Here is a 24,959-nt window from a genome sequence, read left to right as displayed (position 1 = left end):
TGTTCTTGCTCATGCCCTCATTCCACAGCCATGCCCGCTCCACGTTCACGTCGTCAGCTGATTGCCATCTTCTCTGCATTAAGTCTGCTGCTGGGGCTTTGGTTCGTGCTCGGGCTTGATTGGAAAAAAGCACCCGCTTCCACCACGGAGCCTATACCCACCGCCGTCTCTCAAACGGCATCAGGCGCGCCGACGACGCCGGTCCATGTTTTAAAGGCAAGTCCCGTTAGCGCGGTCTCGCCCCGTTTATTAGCGCCCATCTCCACCGATAAACTGGCACTCGTGCCAGCGGTAAAAGATCGCTGGTCACAAGCTCCCGTCATTTCCGAAGCCATCACTATCGATCCAGTGGATCGCACATTTCGTCATCGAGTCCGCATCGTCCGCACGGGATTCAAATATCCTTTGCTCCGTATTGAAGAAACGCTCCGTAAAGATGCGCAGACAGGAGTAGATGTCCTCGTCAAACAAACCGCCATGGTCGCAGACCATGTTTTGGTTACAGCCACCGCCGGAACTGACCGGATTGCCTTGGTTTCAGCGATAACCCGCGCCGGTGGAAAAATTCGTTCTGCTCAACCCGCAGCACAGCTCTATCTTGTCGAGACCCGTGATCCTTTTGATTTGAACAGCCTCCAGCAGACGATCGAAGCCCTCAAGGCGGCTTCCTCTGTCGTCGCCGTTGTCGAACCTGATTTTATCGTTCACGCGACTGCCACACCGGGCGATTCATACTATCCGCAACTCTACGGATTGAATAACACCGGGCAGGATGGGGGCGTAATCGATGCAGACATTGATGCTCCCGAGGCATGGGAACTCACCACCGGCTCCCGATCCATCCGCGTCGGCGTGATCGATACCGGCATTAATTATACCCACCCGGACCTTGCTGCCAACATATGGACCAATCCGGCTGAAATCGCCGGCAACGGTATCGACGACGATCACAACGGTTACGTGGACGACGTGCGCGGCTGGGACTTTGTTAACAGTGATGCGAATCCTTGGGATGACGACGGCCACGGCACGCATTGCGCGGGAACCATCGGAGCGCTCGGCGACAATGACGTGGGCGTTGTCGGCGTAAACTGGCAGGTCAGTCTGGTTCCCATCAAGTTTCTCGACTCACACGGCGACGGCGCCACCTCGGATGCCGTGGCCGCAATCACCTACGCAACAAACCTGGGACTGGAGCTAACGTCCAACTCCTGGGGTGGCGATGCGTATTCACAAATCCTCTACGATACGATCGCCCAGGTAAATGCGGCGAATCGTCTGTTTGTGGCCGCGGCGGGCAACGATGGCCGTAACAACGATGTCCTCCCCGCTTATCCCGCATCCTTTAATCTCCCGAATATCATCTCCGTGGCGGCCACCGACCGTTCGGATGCACTTGCTTCGTTTTCCGACTACGGCGCGAGCTCCGTCGATCTCTCAGCCCCGGGCGTCGGTATCTACAGCACCAGTAATGAGAATATATTTTTTTATGTCGTGGATAGCGGCACCTCCATGGCTGCTCCGCATGTGTCAGGTGTTGCCGCGCTGGTTCTGGCTCACAACGGCCCGCTTACCGCCGCCAAGCTCAAGTCGATCCTGCTGGCCAACGTCGATCCCATACCATCGATGAACGGTCGGTCCGTCACCGGCGGGCGCCTGAATGCAGCTGCCGCGGTCACCGGCCGCAACCGCACCCTGCACCACTTCGTGTTCGATCCGTTGCCTGCAACATTGATCCGCGGAGTTCCTGTCACCGTGCGATTACGCGCCATCTCTGCCGATGGGCTGCCCGCAGGTGGCTTTAATTCGCCGGTTACGCTTGGAGCCACCGGCACAACATTGGCCGCCCCCGTGGTTGCTACCGGGTGGATCGGAGGCGTTTGGACCGGACAGATCACTCCCGCGGCTTTTTCGGCTTCGGCGCAGCTTACCGCACCCGCAACCGGAATCGCCCCAGCCATCTCAAGCAGCGTATTTTCGGTGATCACCGGCCCTCTCGCGCAATTTACATGGGACCCGATCCCTTCGTCACAATTGACCGATACGCCCTTCGCCGTAACGCTTCGCGCCGCCGATGCAGGCGGAAATCCTGTTCTTTATTCCGGGCCGGCAACCCTCTTCGCCCTTGTCCCTCGCACACTGGCACCGACGAGTTCCTCCTCCACCGACTCCTATCCTTTCGCGTCCAGCTATGGTCGCGCCAGCCGCCAGCAAGTCATTTATCCTGCTTCCGAAATAGGCGGCATTCCCCGCCGGCTCATTTCGTTGGATTTATATGTGGGCACCAGTCATCCAGCCGCCCTGTTTCGTAATTGGACGATACGGCTAAAAAACTCATCTAAAACCTCCATTTCCAATCCGGTATTCGACTCCAAGGGATGGACCACTGTCCACGTTTCAAACGCTGCCCCGACCTCCCATGGCTGGCACTCCTTTGTTTTCTCAACGCCGTTCGACTACGATGGCAGCAGTTCTCTCTTGGTGGATTTTAGCTTCGTAAACACAGCCACTGACTCGAACTACCTGAGCTCATCATCTTCCTATCATTATCCCGCGAACCGATCCATCACCAAGTCCGATTCAACAGCCTTGGATCCTTTCGCTTACACTTGGGGCACTTTGTCCTCTTTTGCTCCAACCATCCGCTTCAAAGATCTGGAGGCCATTCCTGTCCGTCCCTCCTCCGCATCTCTGGTGAATGGCGTTTGGAGCGGTTCGATGTCGTCCCCCCATGCCTCAAATGAAATCCAGCTGCGCGCCCACGACGCCGCGCCCGAGGCAACAGGCTATTCCAATACATTCAGTGTATCCACTCCGCCACGACCTGCCGCTCTTCCGCCGCTCACCGAAAACTGGGAGGCGGGCTCCCCATCCGCAGCCTGGAGCCTGAGTGGCAGCGACAATAACCTGCCCGCGATCACCACCGCCCATCAACCCCACGGAGACGCCAAACACCTGGTCATCGCGTCTTCCAACTACAGTTTGGCCATGCGAAAAGAGGCGACTCTTACGCTAGACCTTGCAGGTCGCACAGGCGCGTTGCTTAGCTTTTGGGCCAAGGGCTTCAACGAAGTGGCCAACGCGCCTTCCTCCAACCCGTTTACCGGCTCGGCCAATTTTGATGGCGTGGCGATCAGCAATGACGGCGTGACATGGTATGAAATTCAGCCTCTGCGCGCACCGGCACTCACCAATGCATGGAGCCAGTTCACGATAAATCTTGATGCCGCCATCGCAACACACGGCATCGCCTACACATCCGGATTTCGAATTCGGTTTAGCCGGTATGGCGATAAATTCCCTCCGGATGGTGGCATTGCATTGGATGACATCTCCATCACCGCAACCCCGGTGAACCGGCCCGTTTTGTCGCTTCAGTCAGTGCTCGCAGAATCGGCTTCCCAAGTTAGCGGAACGCTTTCCTTGGCCACTGCGAGATCATCGCCTACTGTGTTCAGCCTGATCTCGTCAGCGCCGGCCAAACTGTCCCTGCCTCCGACGCTCACCCTGCCCGCCGGAGAAACCAGCGTCACATTTACCGCTACTCCCATTAATGATGAGCTCTTCGACGGTCACCGCGTAATCACGGTTACCGCCAGCCCGCCGGAGGGCGCCGGTCTGTTCAACGGATTCACGGATGTAACCATTACCGACGACGACGCTTCGGCCATGGGGCTCGTGATCACACCCGCAATTTTTGCGGAGAACACCAATCAGTCTGTCACCGCAACCCTCACCCTCCAAACGGCATCAGCCGCTGCAGTCACGGTGTTTCTTAATTCCAGCGATCCATCGGCCGCTTCGGTGCCCGAAACCCTGTTGCTGAGCCGCGGACAGACAACCGCGACGTTTACGATCACCCCGATTAACAACACTCAGCTCAACGGAAACAGAACCTGCACCTTATCGGCCACTTTACTGGGCACAACGCCTGCCACGGCTCAGTTCACGGTCACTGATGACGAAGCCGCTGTTTTAAAAGTAGACGACTACTCTTTGTTCGAAGGAGCCACGCGCACCGGATACGTTCAACTTACCGGTTCACTACTGGCTCCGATGAGCGTCTCACTGACCTCCGCCAACCCCGCCCAGCTCACTGTTCCTCCAACCGTAATCATTCCGGCAGGTGCCACCTCGGTTGGTTTCGTGATGACGGCTGTCGAAGACACCCAAATTGAAAACATCGTGGATGTCGGAGTCACGGCCACCGCGGCAGGATTCACCTCGGCCACTGCGACCATATCTATTTCCGATAACGATGCGGATCGCTTTGCATTTAATGCGATCGCCAGCTCTCAAATCGCCAATCGGTCATTCTGGATAACCGCTCAACCCCTCAACAAAGACGGTGCCAGAATCGTAAATTTTAACAGCTCCATCCCTTTAAAAGCGATGGGCTCTAATGGTCTTCTTCCCATCACGCCGGCAAACTTGAGCTTCAGCGAAGGATTTGCCGCAACTTACGTTTCCATTAACGCGCAAGATACCGCAGCCAGCCTGATCCTGGATGATGGCAGCGGACATACCGGAACCAGCAATACGTTTCAACTGGGTGTGGGCGCACACACCAACTTTGCTGTGACTCTGTCTCCATCTACAGCGCCCGTGGTCGGACGCCCTGTTCAAGCAACGATCATTGCCCAGGATGCTTACGGCAACACCATCACCTCGTTTGCAAGCTCGGCTGAGCTTTCCGTCGGCCCAGCCTCTCGTGTAACTGGAAACCAGACATCCAGCACGATCCTTCCGTTTATCACCGCTAGTAGCAAAGTCGGCCGGATTCAGGTCATTTACTCACCCCAACAAATAGGTCCGGCAGGCGCACTCAAATCACTCGGGCTATACCTCTACGCAGCACAAACCGGCACCCAGCTTCAAAACTGGACCATCAGACTGAAGCATTTTTCCGCGCTCCGCTCGATAGGCTGGCAATCCAATGACTGGACCACTGTTCATGGAAGCACGGTCACCTTGCCCCCAGGAAGTAGCGGATGGGTCGACTTCCCACTTCCAACCGCATTCAATTATGACGGCGTAAGCAACCTGATGGTGGATTTTAGCTTCGATAATACCGCGACCAACTACAATTCGACATGCTCTGTTCGCACTTCAGCAGAGAGTGAGATACGTCTGATCACCAGCGAGTCCATGGCCTATGGCGCGCCCTCTACCTGGGTCGGAATTAATCCCAGCCCTTCACATAATTATGTAACGGCAGACCTGAGAATCGGTCGTGCCAACTCCGTAACCGTAACCCCCGGAACAACCATTCCGTTTTTAGGTGGTAACTGGACGGGGGATGTTTCGTTGGGTTCTGCGTCCAACTCACCGATTACACTACAAGCCCGCCGAAACGGCATCTTTGGACAAAGCTCTCCCTTCGTCATACTGGAGCCTCTGCCCGATCTTGACGCCGACGGTCTACCTGACGCTTGGGAAACTACACATGGATTCAATCCCGACTCCGCTACGGCCGATCATGGCCGCCTCGGTGATCCCGACCTCGACGGCATTCCAAATCTCCTCGAATACGCGATGGGCCTCGATCCCAACTCAGCGGAAGCACAGGCCCCCACCACCAGCACCACCGCGACGCATCCCGAGTCCGGACAAAGCCACCTCGTCTATACCTATCGCCGCTTAATTTATCCCGGCGCGCTTACCTACACCGTGACCACGTCGACGAACCTTACCACGTGGTCCGCCCCCGCCACCGCACCCGAAGTGCTCTCAACCGTCGCCAATCCCGACGGCCTCACCGAAACCGTAACCCTTCGCATCAACCCTGCCCTCGGCACCGGCCGCGTGTTTGTCCGCCTCCAAGTCGACGCGCCCTAACTCGTTATTGCCAACCCTCCTCGCCTAACTCTATTAACTCCCTCACCCATGCTCCATCAGCATAAAGTCCGTGTAACCGCACTCGCTCTCTGGCGCGCCATTCGCGTCAGCGGATGCGCGGCTGCACGGTCGGTGATCGTTTCTTAATCCCACAACCAAGAAACATCTCCCCTTCGCAACCGCGCCCGATTCCGGCGCGGTTTTTTTATGCGCCGTCATCGGACCGGTTTCGTCCTCACGACAACCGCCATGACCTCCGTCTCATCACCCGGCTCCACGACCAACCGGTCCCACCGCAACAGTATCTTGATGATGCTCGGCTCCGCCGCGTGCTTCATCACCAACGTGCTGCTCATCCGCGCCCTCGCGAGCTTCGGCAACGTGAGCGTCTGGGTTGTCGTGTCCGCCCGTTTTCTCGTCGGCATCGCCCTCGTGTTCACGCTCTACCGGCGCGAGTTCCAACCTCGCAATCTCTTCACCAACCCGAAGCTCGTCGAACGCGGCGTCCTCGGCGGCATCTGCACGTTTGGGTTCTACTATACCGTCGTCCATCTCGGCGCCGGTCGCGCCACGTTCATCAACAACACCTACGTCATCTGGGGCGGATTCTTCGCCGTCTTCGCCCTGCGCGAACATCTGCGCCCCGCGCTCCTCACTGGTGCCGTTGCTGCGCTGCTCGGACTCGGCCTGCTCACCAATCCGTTTTCCCACGGCACCCACACCGGCTGGCTCGACGCCTTCGCACTGCTCAACGCCTTCGGTGCCGCGTGGATCGTCGTGACCATCCGCAAGCTCCACGCCCGCGAACACACCTCCACCATCTTCGCCGCCCAATGCGTTTACGGCCTGCTGATCTGCGCCGGTCCCGCCGTGGCCCACCTCCCTTCACTCACTCCGATCACGGCCAGCCTGCTGATTCTCGCGAGCGTATCCGCCGCAGCAGGACAACTCCTCATGACCCACGCCTTTCGCAATCTCTCTGTGTCCGAGGGTTCCCTCCTGCAAATGCTCGTGCCCCTCGGGATTGCCATCGGCGGAGTCACCTTCTTCCACGAACACTTCACCGCTCTCGAACTGCTGGGCGGCACCCTCATCCTCGCCGGCACCGCCGCATCCTCGTTGATGAAGCCCGCGATCCGTTCCTGATAAAAACTGCCGCCGCCTCTGATCGCGTCTAGCCAGATGCGGCGGCACGCCTTTGAATGGACGGTGATGGAATCGTTCATAGACAAATTCACCCTCTGGTTGCAGGCCCATGGCGCCTCGCTCGAACAATCACTTTGGCTCGCCCGTGCCTCGTCCGTTGTCGCCATGCTCCTGCTGGCCTTCGCCGCCAACTGGATCGCCAAGCACATCATTCTCCGGACGGTTAAATCCATCGCCAAGCGCACCACCGTCACGTGGGACGACGTGCTGCTTGAAACCGGCGTGTTCACCCGGCTCTCCCACCTCGCTCCCGCCCTTGTCATCGATGCGCTCGGCCCCGTTGCACTCGGGCACAACTCCGAGACCCTCGCCGCCGTCGAAACCGCCACCAGCATTTACCTGCTCATCATCGGCCTGATGGTTCTTCACGCCCTCCTCAACACCGCGCAGCTGATCCTCGGTCGCACCACACGCGGCGCGCAGATTCCCATCAAGGGTTTCACTCAGGGCATCATGCTGCTCGCCACGCTCATCACCGGCATCTTCATCCTCGCCGCCCTCATGGGAAAATCGCCGGTGTATTTCCTCTCCGGCATCGGCGCCCTCACCGCCATCATCATCCTCATCTTCAAAGATGCCATCCTCGGCTTCGTCGCCGGCATCCAGATCTCCGTCAACCAACTCGTCCGCGTCGGCGATTGGATCGAGATGCCGAAAAACGGCGCCGACGGCGATGTAATCGATGTCTCCCTCACCACCGTCAAGGTGCGCAACTGGGACAAGACCATCACCACCATCCCGACCTACTCGCTCATCTCCGACTCCTTCAAAAACTGGCGCGGCATGACCGACAGCGGCGGTCGCCGCATCAAGCGATCGCTCTACATCGATATGCATACCGTGGCCTTCGCCACCGAGCAGCAACTCGCCCGCTGGAACGGCCTTCGACTGCTCAAGCCCTACCTCGATGAAAAACTAGCCGCCATCGCCTCAGAAAAGAATCAGCCCGGCCAAGACACCGGCGTGCTCGGCAATGGGCGCCGGCTCACCAACCTCGGCACCTTCCGCGCCTACTGCATCGCCTACTTGAAAGCTCATCCGGGTATCCATCAGGACATGACGTTCCTCGTGCGCCAGCTCCAGCCCACCGAACATGGCGTCCCGCTTGAACTCTACGTTTTCACCACCGATATCCGCTGGGCTTTTTATGAGGATGTGCAGTCCGACATCTTCGATCACTTGCTGGCCGTGATCGGACAATTTGACCTGCGCGTTTTCCAAAACGCATCGGGCTCCGACATCGAAGCGGCCGCGAGCGCCCTTCGCAGCCGTCCCGCGTTGGCTCAAGGACCGTTAACTGATGCCCAGTGAGAACTGGTCGTCGCCGCCCGCCCGCTTAAGTTTCGGCGGCTTCCGTCCGGGCGGCTGTGTCCGCTGGCCAACGATGATTCGCGCCAGTTGCGCCGTGCCCACGCGCGCGATTTCATCATGCGTGGCCTCGGTCAAAATATAGCGCTCATTCCCCAGCTCTTCCAACAACCGCGCGTGCTGTTGCTGCACCGCCTTCGCGCTGTCGTCCACCCCGAGCACGTCCGACAACACTTCCGCCAGCGGAAGAATCATCATCCACGGCGGCGCATCCGCCGGAAACACCGGCTCCGCCCGATCCGCGATCTGCTCCACGCGATCTCGCGATCCCATCGCCAGCTTTCGTCCACAGGTCGGGCACAGCATCCCATCGACCGATTCCTGACAAATCCCGCACCAGTTGCGGAAGTAACGCGTGCGCTCGATCGCATACTTCACCGTGCTCACCACGCGCCCCGATCCGATTCCACGCAGAGCCGCAAAGACCGCCTCATAATCCGTCGCACCCTCGATCAACGTCACCTCGCGCCCGATGTTCTCCAACGAGTGCGCATCCGAATTTGAATACAACCGTCGCCCGTCCAAGCCCGACACCCGCCGGCACATCGGCGGCGTGGAAGTCAGCCCCGTTTCAACCAGTGTCACGTGCGGCGCGAGCGAACCAAATTGCTCCACGAGCGTTCCATCGCCACCGCCCTGACTCCCGCAGATCGAGAAAAACGGATTCAACCAATGCGCCGGAGCAAATTCCGAGCCTTCGCCGTGCTCCAGCACCATCTCCAGCAACTCGCGCGACGACAGCCTCACCCGCGGACGCCCCTCGTTAAGATCACCGTAAGGCGAAAGCTTCCGATGAAACGCCCACGCCACGTCAAACGTCGGAAAATAAACCAGGTGATGCGGTCCGCGTAGTTCCGCCGTTCCCGCCGGTGAACAATGAATCTCCGTGCTCAACAAAAACCGCAGCGGCCTGCGCAGCTTCTCCGACAACTGCGCCGACGCCGCTTCACCGAGCTCTTTCCGCAGCGCAAAAAATCCCGGCTGGCTTTTCACCGGCTGCAAACCCGCCTCCAATTCCCTTAACCAGTCCGGCTGCACGCAATCGCCCGTGCCGATCAGATCCACGCCCTTCTTGCGCGCATAGAGCGAAATATTCTCCAGAGTCATGTCCTTCGACACCGCGCTCGCATAGCGGGAATGAATGTGCAGATCGGCGGCCAGAATCATAACGATAAACTGTGAGCTAATGACGCGTCTGCCTTGCCCGCAACAGAAGCCTGCTGCTGCAAATTTGCAGGAAAAAGCATTCTCTTGCGGCCCCGTCATGAAGACGTGCACGCTGGAAATCACATTCTGCTTACTACCCCATGAAAACCTACCGCATCCCCAAGACCGACCTCACTGTTTCCCGCATCGCCTATGGTTGCATGAAGATCGGCGGCACGTGGGATCATGAGCCCATCTCTTCCGAAATCGAGAAAACCGCCCGCGACACCGTCGCCGCCGCGCTCGACTGTGGCATCAACTTCTTCGACCACGCCGACATCTACACCGCCGGCAAATCCGAGACGCTCTTCGGCCGCATCCTCAAATCCACTCCCGGCCTCCGCGACCGCATCGTCCTCCAGTCCAAGGTCGGCATCCGCTTCGCCAACGACGCCTACCTCAGCGGCGAACCCGCGCGCTACGACTTCAGCTACGACCACATCATCCGCTCTACCGAAGCCATCCTCGCCCGCCTCGGCGTCGATCATCTCGATCTGCTGCTCCTCCATCGCCCCGACCCGCTCGGCGAACCCGCCGAGGTCGCCCGCGCCTTCGACGAACTACTCCGCTCCGGCAAGGTCCGCCACTTTGGTGTGAGCAACCACACGCCCGCCCAGATCGAGCTGCTGCGTCACTACGTCCGCCAGCCTCTCGTGGTAAACCAGCTCGAATTCTCCCTCGCCCAGCCCGCCCTCGTGGTCGAGGGCTTCATGGCCAACCGCACCGGCGCCATGGCCGAGGCCAACCTCGCTTCCGGCACCCTCGATTACTGCCGTCGTCACGAAATCCTCGTTCAACCGTGGTCACCCGTGGGCGGAGGCAAGCTCTTCAAGCCCGACCACCCCGCCGCTCCGCTTATCACCGAGCTCGCCGCAGCGAAAAAAGTCTCCGCCGAGGCCATCCTGCTCGCCTGGATTCTCCGCCACCCCGCCGGCATGCAACCGATCATCGGCACGACCAAGGCCGACCGCGTTCGCGCCAGCACCGCAGCCGACGACGTCGTGCTCACCCGCGAAGAATGGTATTCGCTGCTCGCCGCCGCCCGCGGTCAAAAGGTTCCTTGATAACAAACCGGCCTGCTTTTTGCTCAACCGGCAATCCACCATGAGCGCCGCACATGACGTAATGAATTACGGATACATGATCGATTCCGATCGGAAGGTCATCTTCCAAGCCTTCGAAGGACGGTTCTCGCTCACCCAGATCATCGCCTGCGTCCGGCGCTTGTGGAACGATCCGGCCTATTCGAAAACGTATCCCGGCATCGTGGATATCTCCCGCATGACGCCGTCAGCAGGTCTCGATGATTTGAACGGGCTGGTCGATTTCCTGAAGTCCGAAACCCAGACGAGCACCAGCCGGTGGGCGGTCATCACTTCATCGCCGGCCGCCACCGCCGGTTCGATGGTGTATAAACGCATCATGGCCGGCCGCCACGTCTTCGAGGTGTTTTCCACGTGGGAATCCGCCTGCGAGTTTCTCCAGCTCGAAATCACCGAGCGCCCCGCCATTCCGTTCCTGCCCGATATGGGCGGAGCGGAACCCACCCCTTCGGTCGTGATCTAATTCCGGCCCGAAGCCGCGTTACCTGTTTGGGTTAAGTCGGTCTAGTAGGAGGCTGCGTGGACACATCCCGTCCCCTCCCTCTCTCCGCCTTAATGAAAGCCAACCGACCGCACTCTTTTTTCACCCGCTTCGCCAAACGCATCGCGCGCGCCTCGGGCCAGCCACTCGCCTTCGGCATCGCCGTGCTCGTGCTGATCATCTGGGCCGTGTCGGGACCCTTGTTTCATTTCAGCGACACCTGGCAGCTCATCATCAACACCGGCACGACCATCGTGACGTTCCTCATGGTGTTCCTCATCCAGAACACCCAGAACCGCGACTCCGAGGCATTGCACCTGAAGATCGACGAACTCATCCGCGCCAACAGCCGGGCGCACAATGCGCTGCTCGACCTCGAGGACCTTGAAGAAGCCGAACTCGACCGCATCCGCGCCGATTACGAGAAACTTGCCGAGGCCGCGCGAAAAACACTCCACACCCGCAAGACCTCACCCCGCAAATAACCGCCGTGCTTACCCGCCGCAAAGCGTGTCGGAACCGGTTTACCCAAAGCCGGTCTGCCGGAACAACCTCCTCTCTTTATGCTTAAATGGGCCCTCATCTTTTTCCTGATCGCACTCGTCGCCGGCGCACTCGGCTTCACCACCATCGCGGGCGCTTCGATCGCTATCGCGAAAGTGCTTTTCTTCATCTTCCTCGCCTTGGTGATCATCTTCGTGGTCGCGGCGATTTTCATCGGCAAAAAAGTGCTTTGACCGGTTTAGGTTAGAACATCGGTCGTGCCATTGGCACATAGTGAAGCCCGCACTCCCCTTTCATCACTCGAGTGCGGGCTTCATCGTTGTCGGTCAGCTTACTTCAGCACGGAGGCATGAAATGCCGCCCAGTCGTCGATCGCGTTCAACTCGACCGCTGAACCCTGGACACTGCCGTCATCCGGATAACCCGCGGCCTTGAGCACAGCTTTGCGCGTCTCGTCATCGTGATGATAGCCGAGCACGACCGAGTTGAGCTTGTAAACATTCGCACGGTCGAGCTTCACGCCCGCCTGCGACTTCACCCACGATTCGAACTGCGCATACGAAGGCTTTTCCTTCGTGATAAAATCGCGCACCGCGTCCGCCTTCAGGCCGAGCATATCGATCACGATTTGATCGAAGCCCTTGCCGATGCCGGGATAAGCCGGATCCAGTTTGCCGCACGCCTCAAGCGACACTTTCAGCCAAAGACGGGGGAGGTGAAGCACGCCAAGCGGACCAGCCGCGCTGCAAGGAATCATCGGAACAATGGTAGAACTCATATGAATTAATTCAGGGTTAAGTAAGGGCTGACAGAACATCGCGACGTAAGCCGACTCTTCCACGCTTCGCAAACTCCCCTCGCATTTACCGCCCAATGTAACCCAGCGCTAACCGTCACCGAGCCCTCCCCGAAATCGGAACCCTCCGTATTCCGATCTCCGTCCTCCGTCCCTCCGCTCTCAAGCCTCACGCATCCTTTAACACTCGGGCCACCGCCGTCCGCTCCTTCAGCAATGCGCTGAACGCCGCCTTCTCGTCCGGCGACTGCGGATGCATCCGCGCGATCACCTCCGGCATCACCGTGCGCAATGGCGACGTCGCCAGAAAATCCGCCGCCATCACCGACTGCCCGCGCGTCCGCAGCCCCGCATACACGTGTAACTCCAGCTGCACCCGAAGCGCATCGTGCACCTCCTTCAGCCCCAGCGCCGACAACACAAACAACAACGCCTCCATCGTCGAAAACTGCCCCGGCCCCTGCTGCGCGCGCAGCAGATACCGGCTCGTCCCCGTCATCGGCAGGCTCACCCGCCGCCCCCAGCCTTCGACATCTTTCTTCATGTCGGCCGCCTCGCCCCAGCTGCCGTCCAACAACAACACCTGCACGTTGTCCACGTTCACGCCCGTCGTCGGCATCAGTTCGCCGAGCGGATGCAGCACCCACAGCTCTTTGCCTTCGCGCACCACACTCTCCCGCGCCGGCGTCGCATCGTGCCGCCACACATGCGTGCGCGCACCCGTCACCACGCGCTGGATCAGATGCCCCGTGCTGCTCGGCCTAAAAAATTCCCGCGAATGCATCATCACATCCACTGCCAGCGGACACTCCACGATCCTCAGCCCTTCGCATACGCACCAGCGCGGCACATGCTGGCAACGCACGCACCTCAACGTCGGATTATTAACAACACTTCGTCCCATTTACCTCGGTTATCCCGCGCACCCGACCCGATTACAAACAGAGTTTCCATCACCCGCCGCCGGAGCACGCACTCCAACTCATAAACAAGAACCACCTCGACGCCCCGCTGTCCGCAGGGAAAACTCCGCCCTAACCCGTGCCTTCGCTCCGTCTCCTCATCACTCTTTTCAGCCTCGGCCTCACCACCGCCGCTTTCCTCCCCGCGCAACCCGCCGCGCCTTCGTCGCCGCTCGTCGAATTCACCCCACCGCCCGCCCCCCGCACCTACCCGCGCCCCGTGGAATCCTGGCTCGAAGCGCAGATCGCCCTCGCCCGCCACGGCTTTTCCAGCGGCCCCATCGACGGTGTAGCCGGCGCCCAATCCGCCGCCGCCTTGCGCGCCTTTCAAGAATCCGCCGGCCTCAAGCCCACCGGCCGCCTCGACGACTCCACGCAGGCTGCCCTCCTGCTCGACACCCCGCCACTCACGCAGCTTGCCCTTACCGAAGAGGACCTGGCCACGCTTCTGCCATTGGGCAAAACCTGGCTCGAAAAATCCCAGCAAACCGCCCTCGCTCACGAAACACCGCTCGAGCTCGTCTCCGAACTCACCCACTCCAGCGCACGTTACCTCCAGTCACTCAACCCGTCCGTCAACTGGAACACCCTCGCCGCTGGCACCCCGCTTTCCGTTCCCGCCATCAAGCTCGCTCCGTTCACCGCCAAAGCCGCCCGCCTCGAGGTCCGCCTCGCCGACAACGTCCTCCAAGCCCGCGACGCCGATGGCAAACTGCTCGCGCACTTTCCCGTGAGCATCGCCAAGAAGGTCGAGAAGCGCCCCGTCGGCGAACTCCACGTCACCGTCGTCATCCCCGATCCCAACTATACTTTCGACCCCGAGACGTTCACCGAATCCGCCGAGGCCCAGACCCTCGGCCGCAAACTCATCCTCGCCCCCGGCCCCAACAATCCCGTTGGCGTCGCCTGGATCGGCCTCGACCGCCCCGGCTACGGTATCCACGGAACCCCTACACCCGAACACGTGGGCCGCACCGAATCCCACGGCTGCTTCCGCCTCGCCAATTGGGACGCCCGCACCCTCCTCTCCCTCGCCTGGACCGGCCTGCCGGTAACCGTGCTCCCGTAAGCCGTCCGCGGCTTGCCCTTCATCGGGCAAAATGAGCGGAACGCATTTTCTCCGCCTTGCAGAGTGCAGTCCAAACGACTGGTGGAATCCCCCATTAAAGCCTTAAGGATCTCATAATATGAAGCTTGGGAGAGTTGGCACGACCTAGGCATTTATAGCCGCATCCACCGTCAAAAGGACGCGGTCTCATGTCTCTCATGTGACGGGCCTCCCGACGACCACACCCTTAACCCTGTAAAATCCCAATACCATGAACTCCAATATCAAGAGCACCATCAAGACCCTCAACGACCTCATTGAAGTCGTCAAAGACGGCCAGCAAGGCTTCAAGACATCCGCTGAAGATGTGAAGGTTCCCGAGCTCGCCCGCGTGTTCGATCGCTACGCCAAGCAGCGCGCCGAATTCGCCGCCGAGCTTCAAGCCCGCGTGGTCGGTCTCGGCGCCGATGTCGAAACATCTGGCAGCCTCAGCGGCAGCATCCACCGCGGCTGGATCAACCTGAAATCCGCCCTCTCCTCCAACGAGCCGCACTCCGTCCTCGAAGAAGCCGAGCGTGGCGAAGATTCCGCCGTGGCCGCTTACCGCAAGGCCCTTGAGGCCACCCACCTCGATCTTCCCACCCAGGAATTGATCAGCCGCCAATACGCCGACGTGAAGGCCGCCCACGACCACGTCAAACAGCTGCGCGACGGCTCGACCTACCGCAAAGCTTCGTAAGAAACCCTGCCGCCGCCCTCTCAACGCCGCCACCTTCACCGGTGGCGGCGTTTTTATGCACCATTCCTTCCGTCCTGTTTGGCTTCTCACCGCGCCTCTGCGCCTCTGCGTTAAAATCCGCCTCTCCTCCGGATCTTCACCGACCAAAACGAAAAATCTCCGCATCGCGGTTCTCTTTCCCCAAATACAGATCCCGGATGATCTCCGCCGCGATCACGCTGTAGGTGATTCCGTTTCCTCCGTATCCAAGCGCAAAATATGTATGCGGACGCGCCGCATGCCCGCCGATATACGGCAACCCGTCCTTCGTTCCGCCAAACGTCCCCGTCCACGCATAGGCACTCTCGAATGACGTGATCTTGGGAAACAGCTGACGGAACCTCCGCACCAACGCCGCCGTCTTCGCCGGCAACAACGCATCCCGCGCCTTGGGATTTCGAAACGGCTCGTCATAACCGCCGATGATCGCCCGGCCATCCACCGTCGTGCGCAGATAAAAATACGGGCGCGCCGTCTCCCAGATCAACCGGCCGCCCGGCCAGCCCTTCATCTCGCTCAACGGCTCGCTCACCAACGCATACGTGCTCGCCATCTCGGTGACTTTTTCAGGCAGATATTCCTGCGCCTCGTAACCCGTCGCCATCACCTGCTTCTTTGCCCGCACGCGCGCACCGCGTTCCGTCAGCAACTCCACGCCACGCGGTTTCATCACCCGACTTGTCACCCGTGTGCGATCATAGAGCCGCGCCCCTTTTTTCTGCGCAGCCAGCAGGAGAAACTGTGTGAAACGATACACATCGATCTGCGCCGCATCCTTCGACCAGATCGCCGCCTCGTGGTTTAAGCTGCTCTCCGCCGCGATTTTTTCCCAATCCCACCACGCCACATCGAGCCCGTGTTTTTCCCGCGCCTCGAATTCCTTTCGCAGCCCTGCCACATCACGTGGCGTGCTCGCCAGATAAAGGCTCTCCTTTTTTTCAAACCCGCACGAATCACCGATCCGCTTCGTCAGGCGTTTGATTTTTTTGAGTGAATCGCGGCATAGCAGATAACTCCGCACGGCGTGATCCTCGCCCACCATGCCGATGAGTTTATGCAGCGGGGTATCGATCTCATATTGCAGCAACCCAGTGCTCCCCGAAGTGCTGCCGGTTCCCATGTCACGCTTGTCCAGAACGACGACATCGACGCCCGCCTCCGCGAGATGATACGCCACCAACGCCCCCGTGATCCCGCCACCGATCACCACCACCTCGCACGAAACGTCAGCCTCCAGCGGAGGATAATTCGCAATCAGCCCATTCTTAATCGGCCAAAACGGGCAACCGGAAGTGAGATCCATATGAACCACACAGAGCTCCAACCGTGGAACCAGTTCCCTGCTCGCATAGCCCACCGCCTTGATGCAAACCAAAGGCCACCCCATGAAAAAGCCCTTTCATAAAACGCTCCCGTTTCGCTCTCTTATTTTCCTCCTAGTTCTACTAGGTCTCGCCGCCGTTATCATCCCCACGGTCGGCCGCGTCTCCCATCCCGCTTACAAAGTAAGCGACGGCTCAAACCTCCGCCAGATCGCCCAAGCCAGCCTCATCTACGCACAGTTACATAAAGACCGCCTCCCAGAAGCCACCGACGTCTGGGACTACGCCCGATTGCTCGCCGAATCCGACATCCTCGACAATGGCAGAATGTGGCAATCCCGCATTGATCCAGCAACTGAATCAACCACTAGGTCCACTCTCTCCGTCCTCGCTCCAGCAGTAAAAGGAAACGCCCGAGTGATCAGCCCCACCTTCCGCCAAATCAAACCCAGCTTTGCAGTCGTCTTAGGCAAAATCACCACCTCAGCTCCCGCCAGCACACCAATCGCATGGACCCGAGGACTACAGTCCGACGGCACTTGGGCCAAACACAGTCCCTACGGCGGCGAAGGAGGCCACATCGTGTTTTTAGGGGGCAACGTCAGTTATTTCAAAAACCTCGGCTCCACCACTGCCGCCGGCGAACTCGTCCGCTATGACGGCAAAGGCACGACGAACAACATCCTTGAGGCCCTGCCTCCCGGCACGCGCATCGGCGAATACATTCCAACGCCCGAAGAAAAGGCGACTTGGAACGGCCCACGGATACCATTGAGTGAACGCGCAAGGAACTACACACCGCTCATCACGCTAATACTGCTATGGGGGCCGTTCCTCGTCATCAGTGTTTACCGTCTTACCAAGGGTATTCCCGGAGGAATCACGATTCTTCTCTGGCCGATCCTCCTGACAGTTCTCGCAGCCATCATCATTCCGACCTGTTGAAGAACTGCACACATGAAACCCGTCGCCCCTAAAAGTTACCTATCAACTATTCTGTTGGCCGTAGTCTTGCTCGTCTTACTGGCTGGTATTCTCATCCCGACGTTAGGTCGTGTTAAGAGTGTCCCAAGGGGTCCAGACTCCTCAAACATCCGTCAAATCGGACAAGCCAGTCTGATTTACATGATGTCGAATAATGATCGATTTCCAGAAGCAACGCATGTTTGGGATTTCGCCCGTCAACTAGCTGAATCAGGCGGACTGGATGTCGCCTCCATGTGGCAATCTAAAGTCGATCCGGCGTTCAATGATTCTGCCGACGTGCCCCGCACCGTTTTAGTGCCCGGCGACTCTCACCCGAGGCAACTCGATCCCCTGTTCCGCCAGATCAAACCCTGTATTGCCGTCCCCCTTGGAAAGCTGACCAACGAAATGCCATCATCTACGCCCATCGCATGGACTCGCGGGCTTCAACTCGACGGAACGTGGGCAAAGCATAGTCCGTATGGAACTGATGGCGGATATATCGTCTTCATGGGTGGAAACGTGGCCTTCTACAGAAACCTCATATCCGACGACGACAAATTGCTCCGCTTCGACGGCAAAGGGAAAACATCAAACATTCTGGATGCATTGCCTCCCGGATGCCGCATCGGCGAATACGTCCCGACTCTCACCGAACAATCAGAATGGGCAAAACGTTAAGAGTGCTCTCTTCTCAATGCTCTGAAATGTCCCATTCTCCGCTAAGCCTCCCCTCTGCCTGGCACTCCGTCTTTGAACACGGCTACACGCGCGAACAATTCGCAGCCCTCTCCGCCGCCGTCTCCGAAGCCTACGCGACGTCCGATGTCTTTCCCTCCCGCGAAAATCTGTTCCGCGCGCTCGAACTCGTCCGGCCGGCGGATGTGAAGGTCGTCATCCTCGGACAAGATCCCTACCCCTCGCCCGGCAACGCCCACGGGCTTTCGTTCTCGGTGCCGCCGTCCGTCAAACTCCCCGCGTCGCTCAAGGCCATCTACGCTTCGCTTGCCCGCAGTTTTCCCGACTGGAAAGCGCCGGCCAACGGTCATCTCGAACCGTGGGCCCATCAAGGCGTGCTGTTGCTCAACACCATTCTCACCGTCCGCTCCGGCGAACCCATGAGCCACGCCAAACTCGGCTGGCAGGCGTTCACCCAAGCCCTCCTGCGCACCATTCAAGCCGAGTCACCGTTCGTCGTCTTCATGCTCTGGGGTGGCAAAGCCGAGGTCTCGGCCCGTCCGCACATCGACACGTCGCGCCACATGATCCTGGCCGACCAACACCCGTCGCCCCTCGCGCAAAACCGGCTGCCTCCCGAGCAAAAGTTCGCCGCCAACGGCCACTTCGCCAAGGCCAACGAACTCCTCGTCTCCCGCAACCGCCCGCCCATCGACTGGTCGCTTTGACCCGACATTTTAACGCAGAGACACAGAGGCGCAGAGCCGTCCGATCCGTTTATCTCCGCGCCTCTGCGTTAATAACTCCGCCTCCCCTGCGCCCGCGCTCACTTCCGCTCCGACTCTACCGCGTGCAGCACCTTCGAGTTGTCGCCGGTCAAATCCAGCGCATCAAACGTCGCCAGCTCAGGCAGCTTCACGGCCAACTGCCGCAACACCGCCACTTGCACCGTCACGTCTTTACCCGTCACCAGCCCGAGCACGTGGCCGCCGGCGGTGCGGTCGGCCGATAGATAGTGGAAGTGGTAGCCGGGCACATTCAGGGTCTTCGCATACGTCGGACACCAAAGGCCGACGAGTGTCCCTTCCGTCTTCGCAATCGTGAACAAGGACTGCGTTTTCACGGCTTCAGCGAGGGTTGGATACGGTTCTTTCTGCCCGGACACACTGCGTGTGCGCACTTCGTCAAACTTCCCCATCACGCGCACCGCATAAAACACGTTCTTCGAGGGCAGGACCGCATCCACCCGAGCCTGGACTTCGGCAAGGGTGAGCCCTGCCGGCACCTCCAGCTTGATGTCAGCCTTGAACTCCGCGACCGCCACAAAGGGCGTTTTCACCGTGTCCGCCGGCTCGCTCACTTTTCCGTATCCGTCGATACGATACATTTTCCCATCCAGCAAAATCAGTTCGCCGTCGAGCGCCTCAAACGTCCCCAGCCCGAAGTCACCGTGCCGCTTCACTTCGGCCAGCGTCACCGAGCCTTGAAAATGCCCCTTGAGCAACGCATCGATGGTCGACCATTGCGTGACCGTCCCCGGCGCCGCCGCATGCGTGAAAGCCGGCAGATTCAACGCCACCACCGCCATGCACATGAAAAGCTTCTTCATGCACGCACGCTGCAATCCGCCCTTCCGAAAGCAATAAATCATCCGTGGAAACCTCGGCTCGCACACCGCGTCTAGCGATTGAAGTTTCGCCACCTTCACCCACCTTTACCCAAGCCGATTCGCACCGCCTGTTCATGAGCCGCTCCCGAAATCCTTCCTTCGTCCCCCTTGCAGGCGGCCTGCTGCTCATTCTGGTCGTGTTGTTTTTTCTCACGCATCGCTCCATCGAGCCCATGCCCGCGCCCATCGAGACGACCGTGAGCGACGCCGACTCCACCACCACGCTCACGGCACCCGACGCTCCCGCCGCGAATGACGAAAACCTCGCCCGGGCCGCGAACGTCGCCGCACTTTCGGAAAAACTTTCCACCCGCCTTAACCATCCGTCCGTGCGCGCGCATGAGGCCGTGCTCATCTTTAAGAACGCCGACGGCTACGGCCGCTTTCTCACCCGCGCCGCACAATCCGGCGTGATCGTCGCCGGCCGCATCGATGCGCTCAACATCCTGCGGGTGCGCATTCGCGCTTATGATACCTTTGCCGCGGAACTCCTCGCCCGCGCCGCCGATTACGGCGGAGTCAGTGCCAACCTATTCGTCCAGATGCCACCGGTGCCCGAGGAGCGCGTCGCCAGCCGCCAGATCGCCGTGGGCAACAATCTCCTCGCCACCTTGGGCATCCCCGCCGGCACCGACACGTCGGCGTGGGGCCGCGGCGTCACCATCGCGGTTTTGGATGGCGGCGCGTTGCCCGATCCCACGCTCGGCGCACGCCTGCGCTACCTCGACATCGGCCTGGGCTACGCGGGCACCGGCAAGACCGGTCTTCACGGCACCGCCGTCGCTTCGCTCGCCGCCGGCTCAGGTCTGGACGCGCCCGGAGTCGCCCCCGCCGCTTCGATATTGAGTATCCGAATATTTGATACTGATGACAAGAGCGACATCTTCACCGTCACGCAGGGCATCGTCACCGCGGTCGATGCCGGCGCGCAGATCATCAACCTCAGCCTCGGCGGCTACTCCACGTCCGAGGCGATCAATCGCGCGATCTCCTACGCGCAGGCCAAGGGCGTGGTGATCGTGGCCGCCGCCGGCAACGACGGCGCGGGCCGCCTCCACTGGCCCGCCGCCGATCCGCGCGTCATCTCCGTCGGCTCGACCGATGCCACCGGCCGCCAGGCCTCGTTCTCCAACTCCGGCGCGCAACTTCACCTCACCGCGCCCGGCATCGGCATCCAGGCCGCCAGCCTCAATAACGAGCGCACCCTCTTTAGCGGCACCTCGGCGAGCGCGCCCATCGTCTCCGGTGCACTGGCCGCCCTCATGTCGCAGTCGCCCGGGCTTACCGCCGTGCAGGCCGTCGAAATCTTGCAAACCCACGCCGACGACGGCGGCGCCGCCGGCACCGATGCCAACTACGGTTACGGCACGCTCAACCTCGGCTGGGCCCTCGCACGCAATGATCGGTCCCGCGTCGATGTCGCCGTATCCAGCCATCACTACAATCCCGAGACCGCCTCGCTCGAAGTCGTTGTCCAAAACCGCAGTCAGCATGAGGTGCGCGCCGGCACTTTGAGCGTCACCCTCAATAAGCAGACGCCCGTCGCTTATGTGCTCGGCAACCTGGGCGCGGGTCAAAGCACGACTTTGTCGCTCCCCATCGACGCCGCCACCGCCGCCGCGCCGATCAGCATGACGACATTACTCGGCACGCCCGACGACATGATCGACGCCGTTCCCGCCAATAATATTCGCGCCAGCCTGCTTGATCTCAGCGGACGTTAACCGCCGCTTCGTCTCCACCTCTTATCTTAATTTTCCGCGCTTCGCGCCTTTGCGTCTTTGCGTTAAAAATTAACTCCGCTACCACTGGCGGCTCCATGTTCTCCGGCCTCGCCCGCACCGCCGCCATTCTGGTCGCCTTCCTTCTCGGGGCGCTGATTCCGCAGGCGCATGCTTTCTCGGGAGCGATCCAGTGGTTGATCATGGGCATGCTTTTTCTGGTTTTCCTGTGCACGAACTGGACGCGCCAAAGCCTCCAGCGCAGCCATCTGCTTTTGCTCGCGGCCAATCTCTTCATGGCCTTCGCCGGACTCGCGCTCGGCTGGCTGGTCGGCGGGCGCGAGGTGGGACTCGCCGGTTTCTTCGCGGGTATCGCGCCCACCGCCGCGGCGGCCCCGGTCATCATCAGCTTCATGCGGCGTGACGTCACCTATGTGACTGCGGCTTTTTTGGTCACCAATCTCGTCGTCGCCGCGCTGCTTCCCGTGCTCCTGCCGTGGGTGCTCGGCGAGGTCGATGCCACGCTGTTCCTGCGCGTCACCGGCACCGTGGCGCTGCTCATTTTCACTCCCATGGCGCTGGCGCTCATCGTGCGACGAATTTATCCGTCCGCGGTTCAGTGGCCCGCCCGACTGCGTGACGTTTCCTTCGGCGCCTGGGTCATGACGCTCTTCCTCGTAATGGCCAACGCCTCGCACTTCCTGCGCACTCAGGCCGATGTTTCGCGCCTGATGCTGGTGGAGATTGCCGCCGTCACGATCCTCATCTGCGCCGCCAATTTCGCGCTGGGTCGCTGGATCGGCGGACGCATCTACGGTCCCGAAGCCAGCCAGTCGCTCGGCCAGAAGAACACCAGTTTCACGCTCTTCCTCGCATTGACCTACGCCAGCCCGCTGGTCGCCCTCGGGCCCACCTGCTACATCCTCTGGCACAACCTCTGGAACTCCTGGCAGCTGCACCGTGTGCATCGTAAAACTCCCCAACCGCCCGCCCCGTAAAGCTGTTGCCAGTGCTCAGCTGCAGACAATACTGCCGCGACTTAAATTTATCCATGGCCACCTCACACGTCTGGAAATTCTTCCGCATCGGCGGTCTCGACCAAGTTGCTATCGAATCCGGCGCCGATCTGGTCGCGCTGAAAGACTTGGATCAAAAACTCTGGGTCGCTCTGAGCTGCCCCGTAAAAGGTCTCGAGCTCGACGAGAAAACTCTAGCGCTCATCGACACCGATAAAGACGGGCGCATCCGCGTCCCCGAGTTGCTCGCCGCCATCGATTGGGCCGCCCTGCATCTCGAAGACCTCGGCGTTCTCCTGCGCCGCAAAGACGCCCTGCCCCTCGCCGCTTTCAAAGCCTCCACCCCTGAAGGCAAGTCCGCCCTCATCGCCGCCAAACGCATTCTCTCTAATTTCGGCCAGCCCGAGGCCACCGAGATCACCCTCGCCCAAGCCTCCGATACCGCCCGCATCTTCTCTTCCACGCCTTTCAATGGCGATGGAGTCATCACTCCCGACTCCACCACCGACGAAGCTCTCAAGCTCCTCGTCGCAGACATCGTCGGCACCATCGGCGGCACCACCGATCGCTCCGGTGCCTCCGGTATCGACGAATCCCGCGTCGCCACCTTTTACGCCGACCTCACCGCCTTCGCCGCGTGGTCCGAAAAAGGCGCCTCCGCCGACGTCCTCGCTCTCGGCGCCGATACCTCCGCCGCCCTCACCGCCATCCAGGCCGTGCGCACCAAGGTGGACGATTATTTCTCTCGCACCCGCCTCGCCGCCTACGACGCCCGCGCCCTCGCCGCGCTCAATCGCTCCGAGACCGAATACCTCGCTCTCGCCGCGCAAGACCTCTCCATCACCACCCAGGAAGTCGCTGGCTTCCCCTTGGCGCGCATCGCGGCCGACCAACCGCTCCCTCTGCTCGCCGCCGTCAACCCCGCTTGGGCCGCCGCCCTCGTGACGCTTCACGCCACCGCCGTCACACCCGTGTTCGGTTCCGCCAAGACCAGCCTCACTGAAGCCGACTGGACCGCCCTCAAAGCCAAAGTCGCCGCCTTCGAAGCCTGGGCCGGTTCCAAAGGTGGCGGCTCTGTCGAGAAGCTCGGCCTCGAGCGCGTCAAAGCCCTCCTCGCCGCCGACCAAAAAGCCGCACTCCTCGCACTCATCGCGCAGGACAAAGCCCTCGATCCCGAATTCGTCGCCATCACATCGGTCGAAAAACTCCTCCGCTTCTCTCGCGACTTCCGCGCGTTGCTCAATAATTTCGTCAACTTCTTCGAGTTCTTCTCTCCTGACCACTACGCCAACTTCCAGGCCGGCACGCTCTATCTCGATACACGCAGCACCGAGTTCTGCATCAAGGTTGCCGCTCCTTCGCCCCTTGCCGCGATGAGCAAAGCCTTCATCGCCTACGTGGACTGCAAACGCGCCGGTGAAGCCCCCATCAAGGTCGCCGCCTGCTTCACCAACGGCGACAGCGATTACCTCTTCGTCGGTCGCAACGGCGTCTTCTACGACCGTCAGGGCCGCGACTGGGATGCCTCCATCACCAGCATCGCCGACAACCCCATCAGCATCCGTCAGGCGTTCCTCTCCCCGTATAAAAAATTCGTGCGTATGATCGAGGAGCAGGTCGCCAAGCGCGCCGCAGCCGCCGATGCCGAGAGCAACGCCAAGCTCGCCACCGCCGCCGAGACCGCCGCCAACGCCGACAAAAAGGCCGCCGGTCCCAAGCCCGAGCCCAAGAAAATGGACATCGGCACCGTCGCCGCGATGGGCGTCGCCGTCGGCGCGATTGGTGGTGCCCTCGGCGCCATCGCCACCGGGCTCGCCAAACTCACTTTCTGGCAACTCCCGCTCGTCTTCATCGGCCTCATTGCAGTCATCTCCGGCCCTTCGATGCTCATCGCGTGGCTGAAGCTCCGTCAGCGCAACATCGGCCCCATCCTCGAAGCCAACGGCTGGGCCATCAACGGACGCGTGAAGATCAACATTCCGTTCGGCACCAAGCTCACCGAACGCGCCGTCCTCCCCAACGGCTCCAAGCGTGACCTCAACGATCCCTATTCCGACAAAGAAGCCATCCGCCGCCAGAAACTCATCTGGACGCTCATCGTCGTCGCGATCCTCGCCGCCAGTGTCATCCGCTGGGACGAACAAAAAAACGGCCACTACTTCTGGCAACCCGCCCCCAAGCCCGTCGTCGTCGTTGCTCCCATCACCCCGGTCGTCGAAGCCCCCGTCGCCAACACCCCCGCCCCCACGCCCTAACGGCAGCATCGGCCTTAAGCCTCGCTTTCTGAAGAAGGCCCG

20 protein-coding genes are annotated in these 24,959 nt (G+C 60.4%); 15 read left to right on the top strand and 5 right to left on the bottom strand.

Annotated features, from left to right (window positions below):
- The first annotated feature begins 30 nt into the window (after nt 1-30).
- From FPL22_RS13315 to FPL22_RS13305, 3 genes are all read left to right on the top strand, one after another.
- Complete coding sequence (locus FPL22_RS13315; protein ID WP_144230896.1) at nt 31-5,838, top strand: S8 family peptidase; 5,808 nt, start codon at nt 31-33, stop codon at nt 5,836-5,838.
- A 207-nt stretch (nt 5,839-6,045) separates the two neighbouring features.
- On the top strand, nt 6,046-6,984 hold the full coding sequence (locus tag FPL22_RS13310) for a DMT family transporter (protein WP_144230895.1): 939 nt from the start codon (nt 6,046-6,048) through the stop codon (nt 6,982-6,984).
- Nucleotides 6,985-7,050: 66 nt separating this feature from the next.
- A complete protein-coding gene (locus FPL22_RS13305) occupies nt 7,051-8,355 on the top strand; it encodes a mechanosensitive ion channel family protein (RefSeq protein WP_144230894.1) in 1,305 nt (434 codons plus the stop codon).
- Here FPL22_RS13305 and FPL22_RS13300 read toward each other — a convergent pair.
- Nucleotides 8,338-9,690, bottom strand: a complete 1,353-nt coding sequence (locus tag FPL22_RS13300; protein WP_144230893.1) for an endonuclease Q family protein — start codon at nt 9,688-9,690, stop codon at nt 8,338-8,340. The genes FPL22_RS13305 and FPL22_RS13300 overlap by 18 nt on opposite strands.
- A gap of 29 nt (nt 9,691-9,719) precedes the next feature.
- Here FPL22_RS13300 and FPL22_RS13295 point away from each other — a divergent pair, with 29 nt between their 5' ends.
- The 4 genes from FPL22_RS13295 (at nt 9,720) to FPL22_RS13280 (ending at nt 11,939) form a co-directional block, all read left to right on the top strand.
- The gene (locus FPL22_RS13295; protein ID WP_144230892.1) at nt 9,720-10,682 is read left to right on the top strand and encodes an aldo/keto reductase; all 963 of its coding nucleotides are present in this window, start codon (nt 9,720-9,722) and stop codon (nt 10,680-10,682) included.
- Nucleotides 10,683-10,722: 40 nt separating this feature from the next.
- Entirely contained in the window at nt 10,723-11,184 is a 462-nt protein-coding gene (locus FPL22_RS13290) for a hypothetical protein (RefSeq protein WP_144230891.1), read from the top strand.
- Between the two features lie 92 nt (nt 11,185-11,276).
- Entirely contained in the window at nt 11,277-11,687 is a 411-nt protein-coding gene (locus FPL22_RS13285; RefSeq protein ID WP_144230890.1) for a low affinity iron permease family protein, read from the top strand.
- A gap of 78 nt (nt 11,688-11,765) precedes the next feature.
- Nucleotides 11,766-11,939 (top strand): DUF1328 domain-containing protein, encoded by a 174-nt coding sequence (locus FPL22_RS13280; protein ID WP_144230889.1) that lies wholly within the window; start codon nt 11,766-11,768, stop codon nt 11,937-11,939.
- 98 nt (nt 11,940-12,037) lie between these two features.
- Here FPL22_RS13280 and FPL22_RS13275 read toward each other — a convergent pair whose 3' ends face one another.
- Together FPL22_RS13275 and FPL22_RS13270 are read right to left on the bottom strand one after the other, a co-directional pair.
- Nucleotides 12,038-12,484, bottom strand: a complete 447-nt coding sequence (locus FPL22_RS13275; RefSeq protein WP_144230888.1) for a DUF5069 domain-containing protein — start codon at nt 12,482-12,484, stop codon at nt 12,038-12,040.
- 187 nt (nt 12,485-12,671) lie between these two features.
- Nucleotides 12,672-13,367, bottom strand: coding sequence for a DTW domain-containing protein (locus FPL22_RS13270; RefSeq protein WP_238991418.1), 696 nt, complete (start codon nt 13,365-13,367; stop codon nt 12,672-12,674).
- A gap of 176 nt (nt 13,368-13,543) precedes the next feature.
- Between FPL22_RS13270 and FPL22_RS13265 the strand changes: the two genes are divergently transcribed.
- Together FPL22_RS13265 and FPL22_RS13260 are read left to right on the top strand one after the other, a co-directional pair.
- Entirely contained in the window at nt 13,544-14,533 is a 990-nt protein-coding gene (locus tag FPL22_RS13265) for a L,D-transpeptidase family protein (RefSeq protein WP_238991417.1), read from the top strand.
- Nucleotides 14,534-14,783: 250 nt separating this feature from the next.
- Complete coding sequence (locus FPL22_RS13260) at nt 14,784-15,251, top strand: ferritin-like domain-containing protein (RefSeq protein ID WP_144230886.1); 468 nt, start codon at nt 14,784-14,786, stop codon at nt 15,249-15,251.
- A 136-nt stretch (nt 15,252-15,387) separates the two neighbouring features.
- Here the strand turns inward: FPL22_RS13260 and FPL22_RS13255 are convergent, their stop codons facing one another.
- Nucleotides 15,388-16,593, bottom strand: coding sequence for an NAD(P)/FAD-dependent oxidoreductase (locus FPL22_RS13255; RefSeq protein WP_144230885.1), 1,206 nt, complete (start codon nt 16,591-16,593; stop codon nt 15,388-15,390).
- 82 nt (nt 16,594-16,675) lie between these two features.
- On the opposite strand from FPL22_RS13255, the gene FPL22_RS13250 reads away from it, so the two are divergent.
- From FPL22_RS13250 to ung, 3 genes are read left to right on the top strand one after another with little or no spacing between them, the layout of a single operon-like run.
- A complete protein-coding gene (locus FPL22_RS13250; protein ID WP_144230884.1) occupies nt 16,676-17,557 on the top strand; it encodes a hypothetical protein in 882 nt (293 codons plus the stop codon).
- A gap of 12 nt (nt 17,558-17,569) precedes the next feature.
- Nucleotides 17,570-18,259, top strand: coding sequence for a hypothetical protein (locus FPL22_RS13245; protein ID WP_144230883.1), 690 nt, complete (start codon nt 17,570-17,572; stop codon nt 18,257-18,259).
- Between the two features lie 26 nt (nt 18,260-18,285).
- A complete protein-coding gene (gene ung / locus FPL22_RS13240) occupies nt 18,286-18,984 on the top strand; it encodes a uracil-DNA glycosylase (protein WP_162525310.1) in 699 nt (232 codons plus the stop codon).
- Nucleotides 18,985-19,082: 98 nt separating this feature from the next.
- Here the strand turns inward: ung and budA are convergent, their stop codons facing one another.
- A complete protein-coding gene (gene budA / locus FPL22_RS13235; RefSeq protein WP_162525309.1) occupies nt 19,083-19,865 on the bottom strand; it encodes an acetolactate decarboxylase in 783 nt (260 codons plus the stop codon).
- Nucleotides 19,866-19,999: 134 nt separating this feature from the next.
- On the opposite strand from budA, the gene FPL22_RS13230 reads away from it, so the two are divergent.
- The 3 genes from FPL22_RS13230 (at nt 20,000) to FPL22_RS13220 (ending at nt 24,917) form a co-directional block, all read left to right on the top strand.
- Nucleotides 20,000-21,649 carry a S8 family peptidase gene (locus FPL22_RS13230; RefSeq protein ID WP_144230880.1) on the top strand — a complete coding sequence of 550 codons (1,650 nt, stop codon included), beginning with the start codon at nt 20,000-20,002 and terminating at the stop codon, nt 21,647-21,649.
- Between the two features lie 95 nt (nt 21,650-21,744).
- Nucleotides 21,745-22,644 carry a hypothetical protein gene (locus FPL22_RS13225; RefSeq protein WP_144230879.1) on the top strand — a complete coding sequence of 300 codons (900 nt, stop codon included), beginning with the start codon at nt 21,745-21,747 and terminating at the stop codon, nt 22,642-22,644.
- A 53-nt stretch (nt 22,645-22,697) separates the two neighbouring features.
- The gene (locus tag FPL22_RS13220; protein WP_203235157.1) at nt 22,698-24,917 is read left to right on the top strand and encodes a hypothetical protein; all 2,220 of its coding nucleotides are present in this window, start codon (nt 22,698-22,700) and stop codon (nt 24,915-24,917) included.
- Nucleotides 24,918-24,959: the final 42 nt, after the last annotated feature.

The sequence above is a fragment of the Rariglobus hedericola genome (genome assembly GCF_007559335.1).
GTDB lineage: Bacteria > Verrucomicrobiota > Verrucomicrobiia > Opitutales > Opitutaceae > Rariglobus > Rariglobus hedericola.
The sequence above is the reverse complement of the archived record's forward strand: the minus strand, read 5'-3'. Positions and strand labels throughout refer to the sequence as shown.